The organism is Streptomyces natalensis ATCC 27448, assembly GCF_000935125.1.
GTDB classification, from domain to species: Bacteria; Actinomycetota; Actinomycetes; order Streptomycetales; family Streptomycetaceae; genus Streptomyces; species Streptomyces natalensis.
In genome coordinates this window covers 29,378-47,471 of record NZ_JRKI01000025.1, presented here as the reverse complement: position 1 = coordinate 47,471, position 18,094 = coordinate 29,378, and the positions used below count along the sequence as shown (strand labels likewise).

General features: G+C 71.0%; 15 protein-coding genes. 8 read left to right on the top strand and 7 right to left on the bottom strand.

What is annotated here, in order from left to right; translation table 11 throughout:
• Positions 1-111 precede the first annotated feature (111 nt).
• Positions 112-693, top strand: a complete 582-nt coding sequence (locus tag SNA_RS15320) for a methylated-DNA--[protein]-cysteine S-methyltransferase (RefSeq protein WP_241779663.1) — start codon at positions 112-114, stop codon at positions 691-693.
• 17 nt (positions 694-710) lie between these two features.
• Here SNA_RS15320 and SNA_RS15315 read toward each other — a convergent pair whose 3' ends face one another.
• From SNA_RS15315 to SNA_RS15285, 7 genes are all read right to left on the bottom strand, one after another.
• Positions 711-1,361 carry a LysE family translocator gene (locus SNA_RS15315; protein ID WP_051877536.1) on the bottom strand — a complete coding sequence of 217 codons (651 nt, stop codon included), beginning with the start codon at positions 1,359-1,361 and terminating at the stop codon, positions 711-713.
• 52 nt (positions 1,362-1,413) lie between these two features.
• Entirely contained in the window at positions 1,414-2,691 is a 1,278-nt protein-coding gene (locus SNA_RS15310) for an ATP-grasp domain-containing protein (RefSeq protein ID WP_044365430.1), read from the bottom strand.
• 110 nt (positions 2,692-2,801) lie between these two features.
• The gene (locus SNA_RS15305) at positions 2,802-3,122 is read right to left on the bottom strand and encodes a Rieske 2Fe-2S domain-containing protein (RefSeq protein WP_044365428.1); all 321 of its coding nucleotides are present in this window, start codon (positions 3,120-3,122) and stop codon (positions 2,802-2,804) included.
• Positions 3,119-4,546: an iron-containing redox enzyme family protein gene (locus tag SNA_RS15300; RefSeq protein ID WP_030072619.1), complete on the bottom strand. Its 1,428-nt coding sequence runs from the start codon at positions 4,544-4,546 to the stop codon at positions 3,119-3,121. Before SNA_RS15300 ends, SNA_RS15305 begins: the two co-directional genes overlap by 4 nt.
• A gap of 122 nt (positions 4,547-4,668) precedes the next feature.
• Entirely contained in the window at positions 4,669-5,754 is a 1,086-nt protein-coding gene (locus tag SNA_RS15295; protein WP_078969927.1) for a 50S ribosomal protein L11 methyltransferase, read from the bottom strand.
• A gap of 426 nt (positions 5,755-6,180) precedes the next feature.
• Positions 6,181-7,521: an IS701 family transposase gene (locus tag SNA_RS15290; protein ID WP_157879928.1), complete on the bottom strand. Its 1,341-nt coding sequence runs from the start codon at positions 7,519-7,521 to the stop codon at positions 6,181-6,183.
• An 819-nt stretch (positions 7,522-8,340) separates the two neighbouring features.
• On the bottom strand, positions 8,341-9,537 hold the full coding sequence (locus SNA_RS15285; protein WP_030072611.1) for an FAD-dependent monooxygenase: 1,197 nt from the start codon (positions 9,535-9,537) through the stop codon (positions 8,341-8,343).
• Between the two features lie 339 nt (positions 9,538-9,876).
• Between SNA_RS15285 and SNA_RS15280 the strand changes: the two genes are divergently transcribed.
• The 7 genes from SNA_RS15280 (at position 9,877) to SNA_RS15250 (ending at position 18,053) form a co-directional block, all read left to right on the top strand.
• On the top strand, positions 9,877-10,716 hold the full coding sequence (locus SNA_RS15280) for a 2-amino-3,7-dideoxy-D-threo-hept-6-ulosonate synthase (RefSeq protein WP_420823483.1): 840 nt from the start codon (positions 9,877-9,879) through the stop codon (positions 10,714-10,716).
• The gene (locus SNA_RS15275; RefSeq protein WP_030072607.1) at positions 10,713-11,831 is read left to right on the top strand and encodes a 3-dehydroquinate synthase II family protein; all 1,119 of its coding nucleotides are present in this window, start codon (positions 10,713-10,715) and stop codon (positions 11,829-11,831) included. The genes SNA_RS15280 and SNA_RS15275 overlap by 4 nt, the downstream gene beginning before the upstream one ends.
• Positions 11,832-11,930: 99 nt before the next feature.
• Entirely contained in the window at positions 11,931-13,409 is a 1,479-nt protein-coding gene (locus tag SNA_RS15270; protein ID WP_044365426.1) for an amidase, read from the top strand.
• Between the two features lie 6 nt (positions 13,410-13,415).
• On the top strand, positions 13,416-14,729 hold the full coding sequence (locus tag SNA_RS15265) for a class I adenylate-forming enzyme family protein (protein ID WP_052808917.1): 1,314 nt from the start codon (positions 13,416-13,418) through the stop codon (positions 14,727-14,729).
• Positions 14,730-14,886: 157 nt separating this feature from the next.
• On the top strand, positions 14,887-15,411 hold the full coding sequence (locus SNA_RS15260; protein WP_044365424.1) for a cupin domain-containing protein: 525 nt from the start codon (positions 14,887-14,889) through the stop codon (positions 15,409-15,411).
• A 136-nt stretch (positions 15,412-15,547) separates the two neighbouring features.
• Entirely contained in the window at positions 15,548-17,071 is a 1,524-nt protein-coding gene (locus tag SNA_RS15255) for an MDR family MFS transporter (RefSeq protein ID WP_051877532.1), read from the top strand.
• 208 nt (positions 17,072-17,279) lie between these two features.
• Positions 17,280-18,053: an SDR family oxidoreductase gene (locus SNA_RS15250; protein WP_044365422.1), complete on the top strand. Its 774-nt coding sequence runs from the start codon at positions 17,280-17,282 to the stop codon at positions 18,051-18,053.
• The last annotated feature ends 41 nt before the right edge of the window (positions 18,054-18,094 follow it).

Genomic DNA, 18,094 nt, shown 5'->3' with positions numbered 1-18,094 from the left:
ACGGCGGCGTGAGGTCCGCCGAGGAGTAAGGCCGGCCGCGGCGTGAGGTCCCTGGCGCCGGGCGGACAGCGGCGGCGTGCCAGGAGCCGCGGATACAAGGGACATCCAGTCATGTCACCCAGCCAGGAGGAGTACGTCATGCATGCCATGAGCCGCAGCGCACCGCGCGAGGCGGTGGGCTCCGTGGTCGTCGCGGAGCATCACACCCCCATCGGTCGTCTGGCGCTCGCCGCCACCGGCGAAGCCCTGCTCTACTGCGGATTCTTCCCGCCGGAGACCGTACGGCAGCGGCTCGCGGCGGGCGGGCGGGGGTGCTGGGACGAGGCAGGGGCCGACGCCGACCAGCTGGCGGTGATGGCTCAGGCGCGGGATCAGATCGATGACTTCCTTGCGGGCGGACGGCGTTCGTTCACCGTGCCGCTGGACCCGAGTCTGGCCACGCCGTTCAGCAAGGAAGTGGTGCTGGCGGTGGCGGAGCATGTGCCGTACGGCGGGACGGCCACCTACGGGGAGCTGGCGGCCGCGGTGCACCGCCCCGGGTCCGCCCGTGCGGTCGGCAAGGCTCTGGGGGCGAATCCGCTGTGTGTGGTGCTGCCGTGCCACCGTGTGGTGGGGGCGTCGGGGCGGCCGATGGGGTACGCGGGCGGCCTGCGGGCCAAGCGCTTCCTGCTCGACCTGGAATGCCGGGGCTGAGCGGGCGATGCGGCCGCTCATCCGCCCAGCCCCAGGCGTACGGCGAAACCGATGAACACCGTTCCGACCACCGCCTCGACCACCCGCGCCGCGCCGGCCCCGGCGTCGGGCCGCCGCGCGGTCACCCAGCGGCGCAGCAGATGGACGGCGCCGCTCAACAGGGCCAGCCACAGCGCCGCCAGCGACAGATGGACGGCGGCCAGCACCGCCATGGTGCGCGCCGGAGGCTCCCCGGGCGGCACGAACTGCGGCAGGAACGCCAGCAGAAACAACCCGACCTTGGGGTTGGCGCCGGTGCACAGCAGCCCTTGCAGCCAGCAGCGGCGCAGGGACACCGGGGGCGGCCGGCCGGGGGCAGGGCCCGGGGCGTCCGGTGGCCGGTGGCTGCGCACGGCGGACCGCAGGGCCCGCAGGCCCCACAGCAGCATGAGGGCCGCGCCGCACCAGCGGACCGCGGTGAAGAGCCCGGGGCGGCCGGCCAGCACCAGAGAGACACCGCTGATGGCGAGCGTCGCATGGGCGGCACCGGCCGTCAGCATGCCGGCCGCAGCGGCGAACGCCGGGGCGCGCCGTCCGGTGCGCAGCACGAGCTGGGTGACCAGCGCCGCGTCCGGCCCCGGAGTGGTGATGACCAGAAGGGAGCTGCCCAGGAACCACCCGCTGATCATGAACGGCCCCGGCGGCGCGGTGCCGAGGCGGCGGCCGGTGGGAGCGCGGGAATCATGCCGCGTCCGTCTCCGGGTCCACGGTCAGCAGCGATTCGATCCGCCGGATCTCGGCATGATCGGCGTCGAGCTGCGCCGGGTCCTGGTGGGCGAGGACGACGAAGCCGAGGGACAGCGTGCCCAGCAGATCCTTCGTCGGGGCGATCCGGTCGCCGGTGCGCACGCCCACGGCCGAGACATGATGGCTTTTCACCTCACTTATGGCATCGAGGACTTCGGCATTGCGGACCACTCCGGCCGACCGGCTGATCAGGAAGACGACGCGGACCCGGCGGCGCAGCTCGTAGCCGGAGGGCAGGGGCGTGCGGCCGGTGAAGTACGCCACCGCCCGGTCGATCTGACTGTCGCCGGTCGCTGTGCGGCAGAAACGGGGGTGGCCGCCGCCGTGGGGACGGGCGTTGACCTCGATCAGCCGCGGCCCGTCGGCGGTCCTCATCACCTCGACGTGCGCGGCGCCCCAGCGGAAGCCGACCGCATCCAGCACGCCCCGGGTGTAGCGGAGGAGTTCGGGCACCTCGGGGCGGTCCTCGGGAACCCAGTCCATGGACTCGTACACCGCCATCTGCCCGCCACTGTCGATCTTGCGGTAGCGGCACACGTCGGTGACGGTGTGGTGGCCGTCGTGGGTGAAGACGTCGATGACGTACTCGGTGCCGGTGGCGTACTCCTGGACCAGCATCTGGTCGTTGAGGATCCGCCACTGGTTGAGCCGGCCGAGCTGGGCCTCGAATTCCTTGCGCCAGCCGTGCCCTCCGGCGATCCGGGTCACGCCGTCGGTGCTGGCGCTCTTGGGCGGTTTGACCACCAGGTCGTGGCCGGTCAGTCCCTCCTTCTCCAGCCAGGCGGCGACCTCGTCGGGGTCGTCGGTGCACAGCTGGCGGATCACCGGCAGGCCGGCCGCGGAAACCGCCTGTGCCATTGCGTACTTGTGGCGCCGGGCCGCCGCCAGGTGGGGGACGTTCGCCACCTCGGGCACCACCCGCGCCGCCAGCCGGTCGGCGAGTTCCACGCCGATCTCGGCGCCGGGCAGCACACAGCGCGGCCCGAGCGCGCGCAGCCGTTCCACCAGATTGTCCCCGTCCCCGTCCCAGGTCAGGACCGCATCGAAGTCCTCGGGGCGGAAGGAGCCGGCATAGGCGGGCGGGATCTGCGGATACGACACGACCGCCACCACCGGCACGCCCGCGGCGCGGAAGGCCGGGGCGTACAGGCCACCGGAGGAGAAGGGATCGACGATGACGGCGGGGCCGCCGCCGGAAGGATGCGAAGACACGGCTGTTCCTTGTCCGCTCGGTGGGGTCTTCGGGGGTCTGGGGACCGGACGGGCGCCGGGTGTCGCACGGCCGCGGCCGGGACCGCCGGGGTCCCGGCCGCACCGCGCGGTCAGCCCGCCAGGTCCGCCGACAGCGGCCGGTGCCCGGTGCAGACCTCCGCGTCGGGCAGGCCGGGGAAGACCGCGGTGACGGTGTCGCCGCTGCGTACGGCGGGGATCTCCTGCCGCAGCCGGGTCAGCGACGTTTTGCGCTCGTGCCAGGGGCACACCAGGCGGTTTCCCTCGGGGGCCAGTTCGGCCAGGTGCAGGGGACCGCCGCGGTGCGGGCAGCGGGCCCGCATCACGAAGGAGCCCTCGTCGGTCCGCGCATACACATACGGCTCGCCGGCGATCACCGCGCAGTTGTTGCGGCCGGCGACGGAGAACGTCACGACATGCACTTCTTGTAGTCCCCCACCGAGTGGATCTGGTAGACGCACTCCTCGGACTCGATGATCGCGCCGTGCAGCCGGTTGCGCTGGATGACGGTGCCCTCGCCCGCCTCGAGGATCTGGTGCGAGTCGAAACCGGAGACGAACTTCATGGTCCCGGAGACGATGTGGCACAGTTCGTCGCCGTCGTGGCAGTGGGTGTTGGACAGTTCGCCGTACGGCTCGACGATATCGGCGACGGGGGCCGTGACGCGGCCGCTGGAGAGGGCGTCCCACACGGGTGCGTGCAGCTTCTTGAACTCCGGGCCGTTGTCCATCCAGGCGATCTGGGTGGCGAAGTCCTCGTCGGCGATCTCCTGGATGCGGCGGTACTCCTCGATGCCGCGGACGATCTCCGGGATGATCTGCTCGCCGTGCTCGGCGACGAGCGGGCGGATCAGCTTCTCCAGGGCCATCCGTCCGTGGTGCTGGTCGATGTGGACGTGCTCGGTGAAGTACTGGGTGTCGGCGCGGTCGCCGAAGACGTCCTTGAGCAGGGCGGTGGCCCGGCGGCAGAAGTCCACCAGGGTGGCCTCGGTGTAGTAGAGCGCGCCCACGTACCGGAAGAACAGTTCGTGGTTCTTGCCCAGGTAGTGGAAGTAGTTGTTCATCAGCAGGCTGCTGTTGAGGTAGTACTGCCAGTACCGGTGGACATCGGTTTCGAGCCCGGCCGACTCCAGGGTGCGCTCGAAGAGCCGGCTGTGCTTGGTGTCGTGGACGCCGTAGCCGTACTCATCGATGATGATCTTGAACCACTCGGACTGGGGGGCGCCGTAGTAGCCGAGGACGTTGCGGATCATCGGCGAGGCTTCGGAGAGGAAGTCCGGGATGAACTGGATCAGCCACATCCTGGCGGCGCGCTCGCGGTCGGTGGAGTTGCTGATGGCCTTCTCGGAAAGGGAAGGACCGGCCGCCTCATGGGCGTTGAGCGACTCCAGGTAGCTCTCCAGGCTCTCGGCCGTCCAGGTCCCGGAGGTCTCGATCTCGTCGTCCAGGAAGCCGAAGGCGTAGCGCTCCAGTGCGGGCCGGATCATCTCGCCGAGCACGCGGTTGGTCGGGCTGTAGAAGCGTTTGAAGTCCTCCCACCTGCCCTCGCCCTGGAGGCCGTTCTTCGGCAGGAAAACGAGGTCGGCCTCGTAGATGCTGGTCAGCAGGCGCTGGACGGCCAGGCTGGAGTAGTCGAGGATCTCGTCGCGGCCGGGCACCCGGTCGAAGTCGAGATGCCGCAGCACCTGGGGGCGCAGCTGGCGCCGGTAGGGGTTGTCGCTGTTCTGCCACTCCTCGTTGTCGAGGTAGAGGGGGTTGCTGGCATAGCGGACGACCGCGTCGCGCAGTTCCTGGCCGTGCAGCGCGAACGGTTCGTAGGGGAACGGAGCGTGGCTCATCGGATCGGATCGGCCTTCCTGTGAGGTGCGTATGAGCGCCTTTGTCAGACATGGGTTGTCAGCTGTCAGGCGTGGGTTGTCCAGCCGTCAGGCGTGGGTGTCCAGCCGTCAGACGTGGTTGCTCAGCGGGCGAAGAGGCTGTGGTCCGTCCAGTGCAGCTCGACGTCCAGCCGCTCGCCGGGGCTGACCGGGAGGGGTTTGTCGAACGGGATCAGCGCCTGCATCCAGTGGGATCCGACGTTGTCGGGCGAGTTGCGCAGGACGACCCCGGAGCCGAGGTCGAGTTCGAACCAGGCGACCAGCGCGGTGGCCGGTCCCGCGGCGGTGACGGGCACCGGGACGACCCGGCTGCCGGCCTCCAGTGGGCCCGCGAGCAGATCGAGGTCGAGCAGCTCGACGGGGCCGGAGAGCACCTCGTGCGGCCAGGTGTGCAGCCGTACGGGGAAGTGCCCGCGGGTGGACGCCATGTTCATCAGCGAGACATCGAACCCGCCGGCGTTGCCGACCCGGTTGAGACCGTCGGCCACCTCGCTGTGGATGAGCTGGCCGAGGACCCGCGCGGCGCCCGGGATCAGCACGCCACCGGGGGCGAGCAGCTGGCTGCGGGCGTGGCGCATGGTGGGCAGCAGCCCTTCGCCGATCAGTCCGCAGTCGACGATCTCGGAGATCAGGACGTCGACCGGGCGTTCCAGGTCGGTGCCCATCTCCAGATGCGTGGAGCGCTTGTTGACGACGGTGATGACGTCGGACATGCCGTGCTCGGCGATGATCTGCCGGGCGATCTCGGCGAGCAGCGGGTTCTCCTCGCAGGTGATGACCCGTCCGGCGCCGGCCCGGGCGGCGGCCATGGCCAGCAGGCCGGTGCCGGTGCCGATGTCCAGGACATGGGCGCCGGCCGGGATACGGCGTTCGAGCGCCACGATGAGGGCGTCATTGCGCTCGGTGTCGTTGAGCATCGCGAAGTGCCAGCGCGGGATCGTCCGGGCGGCGATCTCGGCGAACGCCGCGGAGTGCGGGGACAGGCTCTCGCGGGGCCGGGCCATGGCGTCGACCGTGGCGGTCACCAGCCGGCTGAGCTCCTGCGCCTGGGTCTGGAGCGAGGCGAGTGCGAGGCGCAGCCCGGGGGACGTATCGAGCCCGAGCGCGGTGAATTCATCGTCCCGGAATTCGGTATTCCCGTTGGTCAGGGAGTTGGCGGAAATGCTCATGGCAGTGTGTGCACGCTCCTCCGGAATACTTTCCGAATTGACGGCCGCTGGGTGTGAAGTGCCCATGGGGGCGAAGCGGGTCGTTCTCATCCTCAGGACACCATCCGCCGCAGCGGCCCGGCAAGGAACCTTTCGGGAGTGCGGTCCTACTGCGGTACTTGGAGATTTCCCGATGGAGATTTCCTGAAGGCGGCGGCGGTGATTTCGCTCGACTTTCCGCAGGCTGCGAGGTAACTGGGCCATGGAGAAACCAGGTTACGGAGCAACTGGGTTACGGAGGAGCTCCTAGGAGTTCACCGCCCGCTCATACGCAATCAGCGTGGGCGCCGCCGCAAGAGGAATGTCGGCGCGCCGGATACCGGCCGGACGGCAGCCCGGCGCGGCGCCCGTGGGGCGTCGAACCGGGCTGCCCGTAGGCCGGTGCGCTCAGCCGGCCCGGTCCAGGGCGACCGTATGGGCGGCCAGGGCCAGGAGGGAGAGGGTGGTGTGCCGGTACCAGGCCGTCCAGGTGCGGATCTCGTGCCGGTCGAGTCCGGTGTGCATCCGGGCCGCATCCAGGTGCCGCCGCGCATTGCAGCAGGCCCCGGCGGCGGCCACCATCGCCTGGCCGGTGGCGCCCCGGGGGGCGTGCACCAGATAGCAGTCGGTCCGTCGGCCGTCGGGCCAGCGGTGCAGCAGCAGGGTGCGGGTGAAGCCGTCGCGCAGTGGTGCCGCGGAGCCCCAGTGCGAGGTGGCGGGCACGGTCAGCCGGGCCCAGGCGCCCGGTATGGGGCCGGGATGGCTCGGCACTTCGGGGGACGGCCACCAGCGCTGCCGGGGAATGGCGGCAGCCGCCGAGGCGGCGCCGAGCCGTCGGGCCGGTACGGCGAACGCGTAGCCGATGCCCTGTTGCTCCAGCCAGCCGCGCAACGCCTCGTCCTGGCCGTAGTCCTGGCCCCCGCACACCCACCGGAAGGGAACGGACGCGTGCATGGCACGCTCGATCATCATCCGGGCCAACTCGGCCTTGGTCCGGTAGGCGAGACGCCCCTCGGGGACACCGGCCTTCAGGCAGCGCTGCGGATCGTCGGTCCAGGTCTCCGGCAGCAGCAGTTCACGGTCCATCAGGGCATCGCCGTGCGGGGAGATATAGGCGGTCAGCACGGCGGTCTGGCAGTTCTCGACGCGGCGGGTGACCTCGGTGTACTGGCGGGCCGCGGCGACGGTCTTGGCGCCTTTCTTCAGGGTGTCGCTCTGCCCGAGGACGAGCATCGCCTCGGGGTGGCCCAGGTGTTCGGAGAGATAGCCGCGGACGGTGTCCTGGACGGCGTCGGCGTCCCAGCGTGCCCGGGTGAGCAGGCGCTGCATCCGCCAGGGGGACGCGTCGCCGACCCGCTGGGCGAGCTGCCAGGTGGTGCTGCGTCCGCCGTCGGCGAGCAGGCCCAGGGCGTACTGCATGGCCTGGGCGCGCGGTTCGGGGCGGGCGAAGAGCGGGCCGATCCGCTCGCCGAGTTCGGCGAGGACCGCGGTGAGCAGGCCGCCGTCGACTTGGGCGATGCGGTCGGCGTCATCGCCGCGGTCGGCGCGGTCGGCGCGCCGTCCGGCGGTGGGCACCGACCAGCCGGTGTCCGTCGGCAGCGGGTCCGGTAGCGGGACGGCGGCCGTCCCGGCCGGTGCTGCGGATGCCGGCGATGCTGAGGGTGCCGGAGCGGCGACGGCTTCCGGGGTGGATGTGCCGCTCGGTAAGGCGAGTTCCGTCGGTCTGGTAGCGCACTGGGTAACGATCACTAGAGCTCCTCCGTCGGGCACACGGCGATGGGGCCGCGTACCTGCTCTGGCGCGGTACGTGCTTCATTCCAGGTGGGGTAAAAAACCGTCAGAGGGCCGCGAAGAAAACGGACAGTCGCCTTCCGGTATTCGTACGCTCAGATACGCGCAGGCGAAACCCGGTCGTTCCGGCCCGGTCCGTCGTGAAGCCCCCGTGATGTCGAACGGTCCGGCGGGGCGACAGAGAAACAAACTATTCGGTCAGTTTGTTCTCCGATCGCCCGAAGATGCGCCCCCGCACACTTTCCGGACCAACCCCAGCGAACCCCACCATCGAAGGCCCGGCAACTAAAAGATAAGTCAATGAAACCTAAAGCGTACCCCATGAAAAGCGATCTTCAGTGGTCGAACGGACGGACATATGCCCAGGTAGACGCGTTACCGTCGGCAGAACGGGCGGATAACTGCCCGGATCAGAGAAATGATCGAGTCAGGCGGTTTGACTCGAATGCCGTTCCTGAAGCGCGACCTCCGCAACCTTTCGGGGCGCTGCGGTGTTCCAAGGGCGTGGGGCGGAGATTTGACGGCGGCGGGCGACGGGGCCGTATACGGGACCCGGCCTCGGAAAACTCCTCGGAATTCCTTCCGAACGGCTCCCGGCGCCGCCCGGGGAGCGGCTCGAATCCGGCCACATTCCGTGGGCAAGAGGGGCGGGAATCCTCCGGAGGGACCACAGAGAACCGGCCCCCTGGAGGCCGGGGCCTTCCAGGGGGCCGGAGTGCGCCCGGGAGCACGCAAGGGGGTGCACAAGCGGAACGCGCACGGGGAACCCGCCGCAGATCAGGCTGACTGATGGCCCGTCAGGGCAGCCTCGACGTCGTAGCCGTGCAGCCAGTCCTGCCGCTCCGGGGCGGGCGTGCCCATCGCCGCGTCCCGCTCGCGCTGCGCCTCGCCGTCCGGCAGATGGAACGCGGTGCTGTTGCCCCGGGACCGCTCCTGCACCAGCGTGGTCCGCGGCCTGCGCAGCGACTCATAACGCCGGAGCGCCGCGGGCAGCTCCCCGGCGCCGGCGTCCCGCAGACACACCGCCAGGGCCACGGCGTCCTCGATGGCCTGGTTGGCGCCCTGGCCCATGAACGGCAGCATCGGATGCGCCGAGTCGCCCAGCAGCGTGATACGTCCGGTGCTCCACCGCGCTATCGGGTCACGGTCGTGCAGCGCCCACAGACTGACCTGGTCCGCCGCCCCGATGATCGAGGTGACCTCCGCGCACCACCCTTCGTACGCCGCGGCCACATCCGCCACCCGGCCCCGGCGCGACCACGACTCGCTCCCGGAACCACTGGTGGGCACCGTCGCCACGAAGTTGACCAGCCGTCCACCCGACACCGGATAGCACACGAGATGCCGTCCCGGCCCCAGCCACAGCTGCACCCGGGGCTCGGCCACCACCTCGGGTATGCGCCGACCGTCGACCAGGCCGCGATAGACGGACTGGCCGGAGAAGCGTGGGCGGTCGTCCACCAGTGCCGGGCGCAGGACGGAGTGGATGCCGTCGGCCCCCACCGCCGCATGCGCCTCGGCGTGCGAACCGTCCGCGAACCGCAGCACCACCCCGTTGGGACCCTCTTCGGTCCCCGTGCAACGGGCATCGAGCCGCACCATGCCCGCCGGCAGTGCCTCGACCAGCGCCCGGTGCAGATCGGCGCGGTGCATCGCGTAGTACGGAGCGCCGTACCGCTCCTCGCAGTGCTTGCCCAGCAGCCCGCGGCTGATCACCGAACCGTCCGCCCAGCGACGGAACTCCATGGCCTCGGGCAGCACCGCCGCCGACCGCAGCGCGTGCTCCAGGCCGAGCCGGTGCAGAAGCCTGGTGGCGCTCGGCGACAGCTGGAGGCCCGCTCCCACCTCCCCCAGCTGCGGCGCCTGTTCGTACACCCGGCACTCCAGCCCGGCGCGGTGCAGCGCGAGGGCGAGCGTCAGACCCGCCAGCCCTCCTCCGACCACAGCGATATGCGTCGGTGCGTCGTTCCTCATCGGCCCCTCCTCTGCCGGCACGGTGGCCCTTCGGACCCCTTTACCGGCAGAACACCGGCGAGCCCAACTCCGTTGCGTTCGCCGGGAAATTGACCTCCGCCGGGCCGCGAAGTACCGCTGTAGCCGCCAACTTCTCCCCCGTTCGGCGCCGCAGCCCCAAGGATGTTGCTCCGGGCACCGCAAGGCCTTAAGAATCTGTGTCCGGCGGGAACGTACACGGGCTGAAGCCAAAGCGCTCCAAAAGTCTTTCACCCGCCCGGTCGGCCCGTTTCCCAGGAGTTCATCATTCTCCGGGTCCCTATCAATCCGCGGTTCCGACTGACGGTTCCCGTATCACCCGTGCTTACGGAGGGTGCTGTGCCCCTACTACCTTTGAGCGGAAAATCGCTGCGCCTCACCCGGCTTTCCAGGCCCGGCGACGGAAAATTTCTCATCGTACCCATGGATCATTCCGTGGCCGACGGACCAATAGCCGACGCCACCGGATTCAGCCGCCTCATCGGCGATGTGGTGGCCGCCGGCGCCGACGCCGTCGTCGTCCACAAGGGGCGCGCCCGCACCATCGAACCGCGCCTGCTCAACGGCGCCGCCTTGATAGTCCACCTCAGCGCCAGCACTCCGCACGCCCCCGACGGCGACGCCAAGGTCCTCGTCGGCGGCGTGGAGGAGGCGGTGCGCGCCGGGGCGGACGCCGTCAGCGTGCACATCAACATCGGCTCGGACACCGAGAAACGCCAGCTCGCCGATCTCGGCACGACAGCGGCGGGCTGCGAGCGATGGGGTATGCCGCTGCTGGCGATGATGTACGCGCGGGGGCCGCGTATCCAGGACCCCCGCGACCCCGCACTCCTCGCGCATGTGGTGAGCATCGCCGTCGACCTCGGCGCGGACCTCGTCAAGACCGTCGCGGCGGGCTCCGCGGAGGACATGGCGGGCATCGTCGCCAAGACCCCGGTCCCGGTCGTCGTGGCCGGCGGCGCCGGCGACGGCCGCAGCCTCACCGATTTCGCGCATTTCGCGATGGACGCCGGCTGCCGCGGACTCGCCGTCGGCCGCCGGGTCTTCCACAGCCCCGACCCGGGGGCGGCGGTCCGCGCCCTGTCCGCCGCCGTCCATGCACCACGACCGCAATCCGCCCCGAATTCAACCTCCCTACCCGAACTGGCAGGTGCGATGTGAAGTTCGCCTGGATTGACCTTCGTTCCGTTTCCGCCGAGCAGCGCGAGGCGCTGGTCGAGGCGGCCGTGCACGCCCGGATCGACGGCATCGTCGACGACGGACCGGAGATCCTGGCCACCCTCCCCCCGACCGTGCGCAAGGTACTGGTCGCCAAGGGGCCCGGCGACGGGGCCGCCGCGGACTGGGACGGCTACGACGTGCTGCTCACCGACGTCACCGACCAGAACGGCCTCGCCACGCTGCAAGGCCGCGTCCTGGAGGGCCAGGATTCCGTCGCCGCCCATGTACCGGTGCGCGACGACGCCTCGCTCACCCTCGCGTGCGAGGCCGCCCGGGCCCTGCCCTACACCGCGGTCACCTTCAAGGACCCCACCAAGATCCCGCTGGAAATCGTGATCGCCGCCGCCGACAAGGCCCCCGGCCAGCTGATCTGCCGGGCCGACTCCCTGGAGGAGGCGAAGATCATCCTCGATGTCCTGGAGAAGGGCTCGGAGGGCATCCTCCTGGCGCCCACCTCCGTCGCCGAGGTGCTGGAGCTGGCCGAACTGCTCCGGACCGACACCCCGCCGCTCCAGCTGACCGAGCTGACAGTGGAGTCCATCGAGCACAGCGGCCTCGGCGACCGGGTCTGCGTGGACACGTGCAGCTATCTGCACAAGGACGAGGGCATCCTGGTCGGTTCGTACTCCCACGGGTTCATCCTGTGCTCCAGTGAGACCCACCCGCTGCCCTATATGCCGACCCGGCCGTTCCGCGTCAACGCCGGTGCCCTCCAGTCGTATGTGCTCGGCACCGACAACCGCACCAACTACCTGAGCGAACTCGGCGCCGGCGACACCGTCCTGGCCGTCAGCACCACCGGACGTACCCGCCGCGTCGTGGTCGGCCGCGTCAAGCTCGAATCGCGCCCGCTGCTGACCATCAAGACCCGCGCCGAGGACGGCACCCTGGTCAGCCTCGCCGTCCAGGACGACTGGCACGTCCGGGTCCTGGGCCCCGGGGACGCGGTCCGTAACGTCACCGAGCTCAAGAAGGGCGAGAAGCTCCTGGGCTACCTCGCGACCGACCAGCGCCATGTCGGCTGGCCGGTGGGCGAGTTCTGCGTCGAGAAGTAGGCCAGCGCGCCGGCCCGGGCGCCCCGTACGGACCGTCTCCCACGGGGCCGTACCGGGGCGCCCGGGCCGGGTGCGCGTCAAGTAGAGGGAAGTCGCACCATGGATGAACTCGCCTATCAGCCGGCCGCCCGCCTGGCCGGAATGATCCGCCGCCGGGAGCTGTCCCCGGTCGAGCTGGTCGAGTCCTGCCTCGACCGCATCGAGCGCCGTAACCCCGCGGTCAACGCCTTTGTCACCGTCTGCGCCGACGAGGCCCTCCAGGCCGCCCGGCGAGCGGAGCGCGAGGTGCTGACCGGCAATCCGCTGCCGCCGCTGCACGGGCTGCCCGTGGGGATCAAGGACCTCGACCCGGTGGCGGGAATCCGCACCACCCAGGCGTCGTACGCCTTCGAGAACACGGTGCCCGAGGCCAACGGCATCAGCGCCGAACGGCTCCAGCAGGCCGGCGCCATCGTCATCGGCAAAACGAACACCCCGGAATTCGGCCACAAGGCCATCACCGACAACTTCCTCTTCGGGCCGACCAGTACACCCTTCGATCTGACCGCCAACGCGGGCGGCTCCTCCGGGGGCGCCGCCGCGGCCGTCGCCGAGGGCCTGGTGCCCCTCGCCCAGGGTTCCGACGCCGGCGGCTCGCTGCGCGTCCCGGGATCGCTGTGCGGGGTGTTCGCCCTGATGGGCACCTTCGGCCGGGTGCCCACCGTGGTGCGGCCCAATGCGTTCGGCCTGCTCAACCCCATGGTCTGCTACGGCCCGGTCACCCGTACCGTCGAGGACGGGGTGCTGATGTTCGAAGTGATGGCCGGCCCGCACCCCCGGGACCCGTACTCGCTCCCGTCGGCACCCGAGCGCCTGACAGAGGCCCTGCGCCGCCCACTGGCCGGACAGCGCATCGCCTACTCCCCCGACCTGGGCGGCTTCCCCGTCGAGGCCGATGTGGCCGCGGTCGTACGGGAATCGCTCGGCGCGCTGATCGACGACGGCGCCGAGGTCGTCGAGGTCGACATCAAACTTCCGCGTCCGCACCAGGAGTTCACCGCACTGTGGCGGCGGATGCAGGCCGTCCGCCAGGTGGAGTTCCTCACCCGTATGCGACGCGCCGGCGTGGACGTCCTCGCCCACCGCGACCGCATGGCGCCCACCTATCTGGAGCTCCTGGAGATGGGCGCGCGCCCCTCGGCCGTCGACTACCGCCTGGAGGACGTGCTGCGCAGCGAACTCCTCGACTCCCTGGAGGACGTCTTCGACGACTACGACCTCATCGTGAGCCCGGTGACCTCGGTGGCGCGGATCCCCAACGCCGCCGACCGCACCACCGTGGGCCCCTCCGAAGTCGCAGGACAGAGCGTCAATCCGCTCGTCGGATGGTGCCTGACGGGCCTGTACAACTTCATCGGCAGCCCCGCCGCCACGGTGCCCGCGGGCTTCACCCCGGCCGGGCTGCCGGTCGGCCTCCAGGTCGCCGCACGGCGCTTCGGCGAGCCCCGGGTCGTCGCGGCCTGCGCCGCGATGGAGCGCCGCCGCCCGTGGCACGAGGGCTATGAGCGCCTGGAGCTGCGGCGCGAGCGGGAAGGCTGAGCCACCGTGTCCCTCCACTCCCGCCGGCAGGCCGACTGGTGGGGCGCCGGGCTGCTGGAGAGCCGGCCGGCCGGTGCCCCTTGGGCGATCGCCCGCAGCACGGTCACGTACGGCCAACTGCGCGCCCAGGTCTCCTCGTTGTGCCACACCCTGCGGTCGTACGGCATCGGGGCAGGCCACACCGTCGCTCTCCAGGGCGCCCGCAGTTTCACCCAGATGTGGGCGCTGTTCGCGCTGTGGTCGTGCGGCGCTCAGGTCATGCTGATGGGTCCCGGTCTGCGCGGCCGTGAACTGGGCACCCTCCTGGACCGCTGCCGGCCGCAGTACCACCTCTCCTTCGACGCGCCCGGGTGGGCCGCCGGAACGTTTCACGACGAGTGCGAGGTCCTCGTCCGCCGTCTGAAGGGCGGCCGCCCGGCCGAAACGCCGCACTGCCTGGTGCAGTTCACCTCCGGCAGCACCGGTGTCGCCAAGGCCATCGGCCGTACGCCCGAGTCCGTGACCACGGAACTCGGGCGGTTCCGCGCGATCGGCGGCATGCCCCGGCCCGGTGAGAAGGCGCTGCTGCTGGCGCCGCCGGAGCACTCCTTCGGGCTCATCGGCGGGCTGCTGCACGCCATGAACACCGGAGCGGTGCCGGTGTTCGCCCGGGACACCGGTCCCCGGGCGGTGCTCGATGCCTGCCGGGTCCACGACGTCGAGGCGGTTCTGGGGGCGCCGGGGCATTTCGCGGGCCTGGCGTCCTGGCCGGCCGACTCTCCGGACTCCCCGGACTCCCCGGACGCTCCGGCCTCGTTGGACGCTCCGGCCTCGTCGGCGGGGCCCGCGCGGGGCGGCGTACCGTCGCTGCCCCGCCTGCGGATGGCGATATCCGCCGGCGATGTGCTGGTCCGGCAGGTCTCCACCCGTTTCGCCGAACGCTTCGGGGTACGCATCGGCCAGGCGTACGGGACGACCGAGACCGGCATCATCGCCGTCGACGCGGCCGGGGTGTACGGGCCGGGCACGGTCGGGGTGCCGGCGCCCGGCGTCCGGGTCCGCCTTGTCTCGGGGGAGCTACAGGTACGCCTGCCCGGCTCGCCGTATCTCGCGCCGGAGGAGCCGCCGGCGCGTTTCCTCGCGGACGGCGGGCGCGATCCGGGCGGCTGGCTGTGCACCCGGGATCTGGTCGAGGTCGATCGGTCGGGGGCGCTGCGGCTGCTGGGCCGGCTCGATCCGCCGGCGGACCGGCAGGTTCTGACCGCCGGCGCCACCCAGCGTCAGGTCTCCGACCGCACCGTCGTGCGGCGCCTCGACCGCGATGGTTCCTTCGCCCATTGACCAGGTATTTCAGCGCCTGCGCCAGGCATCCCGGGCCGTCCTTCGGCCCGGGATGCAACCGTTCGCGGCCCGGCGGTGTTTCCCCTTTGCATGCCACCGAACCGAAGACTCCGCGACAGAGCCTCTCCCTTCCGTACCGACCCGAGCTGGAGGCCCCATGACCGAGGCAACGAGGCACAAAGGAAAGGACGCATCCCCCGAGCGCCCCCAGCGGGTCCTGCACGTGCCCGCCGGGGAGGGCCGGACCGTCTGGGTCGACGGCGACACCTACACCATCAAGGCGAGCCATGAGAACACCGGCGGCCGCCTGGCCTTCATGGAGGCGTCCGTGCCCCCCGGGTGCGGCCCGGCCGCGCATATCCACCGCGGCGAGGACGAGGCGTACTACCTGCTCTCCGGCGAGCTCGAAGTCCTCGACTCGGGCCGGACGTTCACCGCTCACCAAGGCGACTTCGTCTTCATCCCCCGCGGGGTGACCCACCGTTTCAAGAACACCGGTCTGCACGTGGCCAAGATGGTCTTCATGTTCACCCCCGCCGGGTTCGACAAGTTCTTCCTCGAAGCCGGCGATCCCGCCCAGCCCGGTGTGCAGCCCCTGCCCTGGCCCGCGGAGCACTTCCCGCAGATCGCGGAGATAGGCGCCCGCTACGGCTGGGAGCCGGGAGAAGAACCCGCCGGCTGACCCGCCCGCCGCTTGTGGCGGCAGCCCTGTGGCCCGAGAGCCGCCCACGAACCGCACACCCCCGCCGGCCGCGTGCGCACGCGAGAAGCGCGCGGCACGGATCGCCCCGACAGCACGGAAGATACGGAAGGAAACGATGGAAGAGACCGCGGCGGCAGCCCCGCTGGAAGCCGATAACGCCCCGCGCACGGAGGCGCCCGCCGAGGGAGGCGAGCAGGCGGAGAAGGGCCTGCTGCCCATCGGCTCGACGCTGTCCTTAGGCGCCGTCATCGCCCTGCTCAGCACCACCATCGTGTCGGTGGGCATGGGCCGTCTCGCCGAGGTGTTCTCGGTGCCCCTGTCCACGGTGCAGTGGGTGAGCACCGCCTACCTCCTGGCGATCGCCGTCGCCATCCCGATCGCCGGCTGGGCGATGGACCGGTTCGGGGAGAAGACCCTCTGGCAGGCATCCCTGGTCGTCTATCTCGTCGGCTGTGTCCTGGCCGCCGTCGCCACCAGCGTCGGCACCCTGATCGGTGCCCGCGTCGTCCAGGGCATCGGCGGCGCCATGTTCGAGCCGATCATGCTGACGATGCTGGCCCGCGCGGCCGGCCCCAAGCGCGCCACCACCGTGCTGAGCATGGTGCAGATCCCCATCACCCTCGCCCCGGTCTTCGGCCCGATGGTCGGCGGTGTGCTGATGGACAACCTGGACTGGCGCTGGCTCTTCTGGTTCAACGTCCCGCTCGGACTGCTGTGCGCGGTGCTGGCCCAGCGCATCCTGCCCACCGACCCGCCCCGCGAGGAGCGTGGCGTCTCCCGGCTCGATGTGCGCGGTCTGGTTCTGCTGCCCGCCGCCCTGGCCGGACTGCTCCTCGGTTTCTCCCAGTTGGCCACCGGCGGCGGCATCGGAGCCCCGGTCGTGCAGATCTCGTTCGGCGTCGGCGCGGTCCTGCTGATCGCCTATCTGGTGCACGCGCTGAAGATGCGGGGCGTCCCCCTCATCGATGTACGGCTGTTCGCCACCGGCCGGTTCAGCGCCTCCGCCCTGGGCTCGTTCCTGTTCGGCGCCTCGGTCTACGGCATGATGTTCCTGCTCCCCCTGTTCTTCCAGCAGGCCGGCGGGTTCGACGCCTGGACCTCGGGCCTGTTGCTCGCCCCGCAGGGCGTCGGCACGGTCCTGATCCTGCCCGCCGTGGGACGCCTCGTCGCCCGCTTCGGCCCCCGGGCCGTGGTCCTTGCCGGTATGGCTCTCGCGGCGGTCAGCACCGTCGCCTACACCCAGCTCGATCCCGCCAAGGACACCGCGCTGCTCGTCATCGCGCTCCTGGTACGCGGCGTGGGCCTGGGCACGACGCTCGCCCCGGCGCTGTCCACGGGCTTCGCCAGCATCGCCCCGGAGAACACCGGCCGGGCCAGCAGCGCTCTGATCGCCTCCATCCAGCTGGGCGGCTCCGTCGGTACGGCGCTGCTCGCCGTCGTCGTCCAGCAGCAGCTCACCGACCGTCTGGGCCCGAGCGGTGCGTCCGCATCGGCCGCCAAGACGCCCCGACTGGCCGGGCCGCTCACCGAGGCGTTCGGCAGCGCCTTCTGGTGGACGCTGGGGATCTGTGTGGCCGGCGCCATAGTCGCCCTCTTCCTGCCCAGCGCCGAGCGCGGCGGCGCCCCCGCCGAATCCTGACCGCACGGACCGGGCCGGGCGCGGCACCGTCGCCCTCTGCGGCACCGCGCCCGCCACCCCGGCCCCACTCGCAGACCGCACCACCGCGGCGAGCGCACCACCGCGCCCACCGCGCCACCCGATAAGCCGCACCACAGCGGAAACAGCACCACCGAGAAACAGCACCACCTGAGATACGGCATCACCCGAGAAACAGCACCACCAAGAAATGCGAAACACCCGTGAGAGGACGCACAACGTGACGAACACGCTCAACGGCAAGGTCGCCCTGGTCACCGGGGCATCCCGTGGCATCGGGGCGGCGATTGCGCAGCGCCTGGCGGCCGACGGAGCCTCCGTGGCACTGACCTACTCCCACTCCAAGGACCGCGCCGAGGAGGTCGTCGCCGGCATCCGCTCCGCGGGCGGCCGCGCCCATGCCATCCAGGCCGACAGCGCCAGGGACGAAGACATCGCCGCGGCGGTCGACGAGACAGTACGAGCCCTGGGCGGCCTGGACATCCTGGTGAACAACGCCGGCGGCGGCACCTTCGGCCCCGTGCAGGAGCTGCCCCTGGACGCCATCGACACCATGATCAATGTGAATATCCGTGGGGTGGTCGTCGGGATCCGCGAGGCGCTGCGGCATCTGCCCGACGGGGGCCGCATCATCACGATCGGCAGCATCAACGCCGACCGCATTCCCTTCCCCGGCGGTTCCGTCTACGGCATGACCAAGTCGGCGGTGGCCGGCCTGACCCGCGGCCTGGCCCGGGAGCTGGGCCCGCGCGCCATCACCGTCAACAACGTCCAGCCCGGCCCGACCGACACGGACGCCAACCCGGCGGACGGTCCGATGTCCAGCAGCATGCTCGGCTGGATGGCGCTGGACCGGTTCGGCAGGTCCGAGGAAATAGCGGCGATGGTCTCGTATCTCGCCGGTCCCGAGGCCGGGTTCGTCACCGGTGCGAGCCTGGACATCGACGGCGGTTTCGGCGCCTGATCCGGCATGCCCTCCGGGGCCCGCCCGCCCGCAGCCGTACC

Excerpts from the sequence above, each read along its gene's own strand:
- SNA_RS15320 (WP_241779663.1), top strand. The coding sequence starts at position 112 with ATGTCACCCAGCCAGGAGGAGTACGTCATGCATGCCATGAGCCGCAGC.
- SNA_RS15315 (WP_051877536.1), bottom strand. The coding sequence starts at position 1,361 with ATGATCAGCGGGTGGTTCCTGGGCAGCTCCCTTCTGGTCATCACCACT.
- SNA_RS15300 (WP_030072619.1), bottom strand. The coding sequence starts at position 4,546 with ATGAGCCACGCTCCGTTCCCCTACGAACCGTTCGCGCTGCACGGCCAG.
- SNA_RS15295 (WP_078969927.1), bottom strand. The coding sequence starts at position 5,754 with ATGAGCATTTCCGCCAACTCCCTGACCAACGGGAATACCGAATTCCGG.
- SNA_RS15285 (WP_030072611.1), bottom strand. The coding sequence starts at position 9,537 with ATGAGGAACGACGCACCGACGCATATCGCTGTGGTCGGAGGAGGGCTG.
- SNA_RS15270 (WP_044365426.1), top strand. The coding sequence starts at position 11,931 with ATGGATGAACTCGCCTATCAGCCGGCCGCCCGCCTGGCCGGAATGATC.
- SNA_RS15260 (WP_044365424.1), top strand. The coding sequence starts at position 14,887 with ATGACCGAGGCAACGAGGCACAAAGGAAAGGACGCATCCCCCGAGCGC.
- SNA_RS15255 (WP_051877532.1), top strand. The coding sequence starts at position 15,548 with ATGGAAGAGACCGCGGCGGCAGCCCCGCTGGAAGCCGATAACGCCCCG.
- SNA_RS15250 (WP_044365422.1), top strand. The coding sequence starts at position 17,280 with ATGCGAAACACCCGTGAGAGGACGCACAACGTGACGAACACGCTCAAC.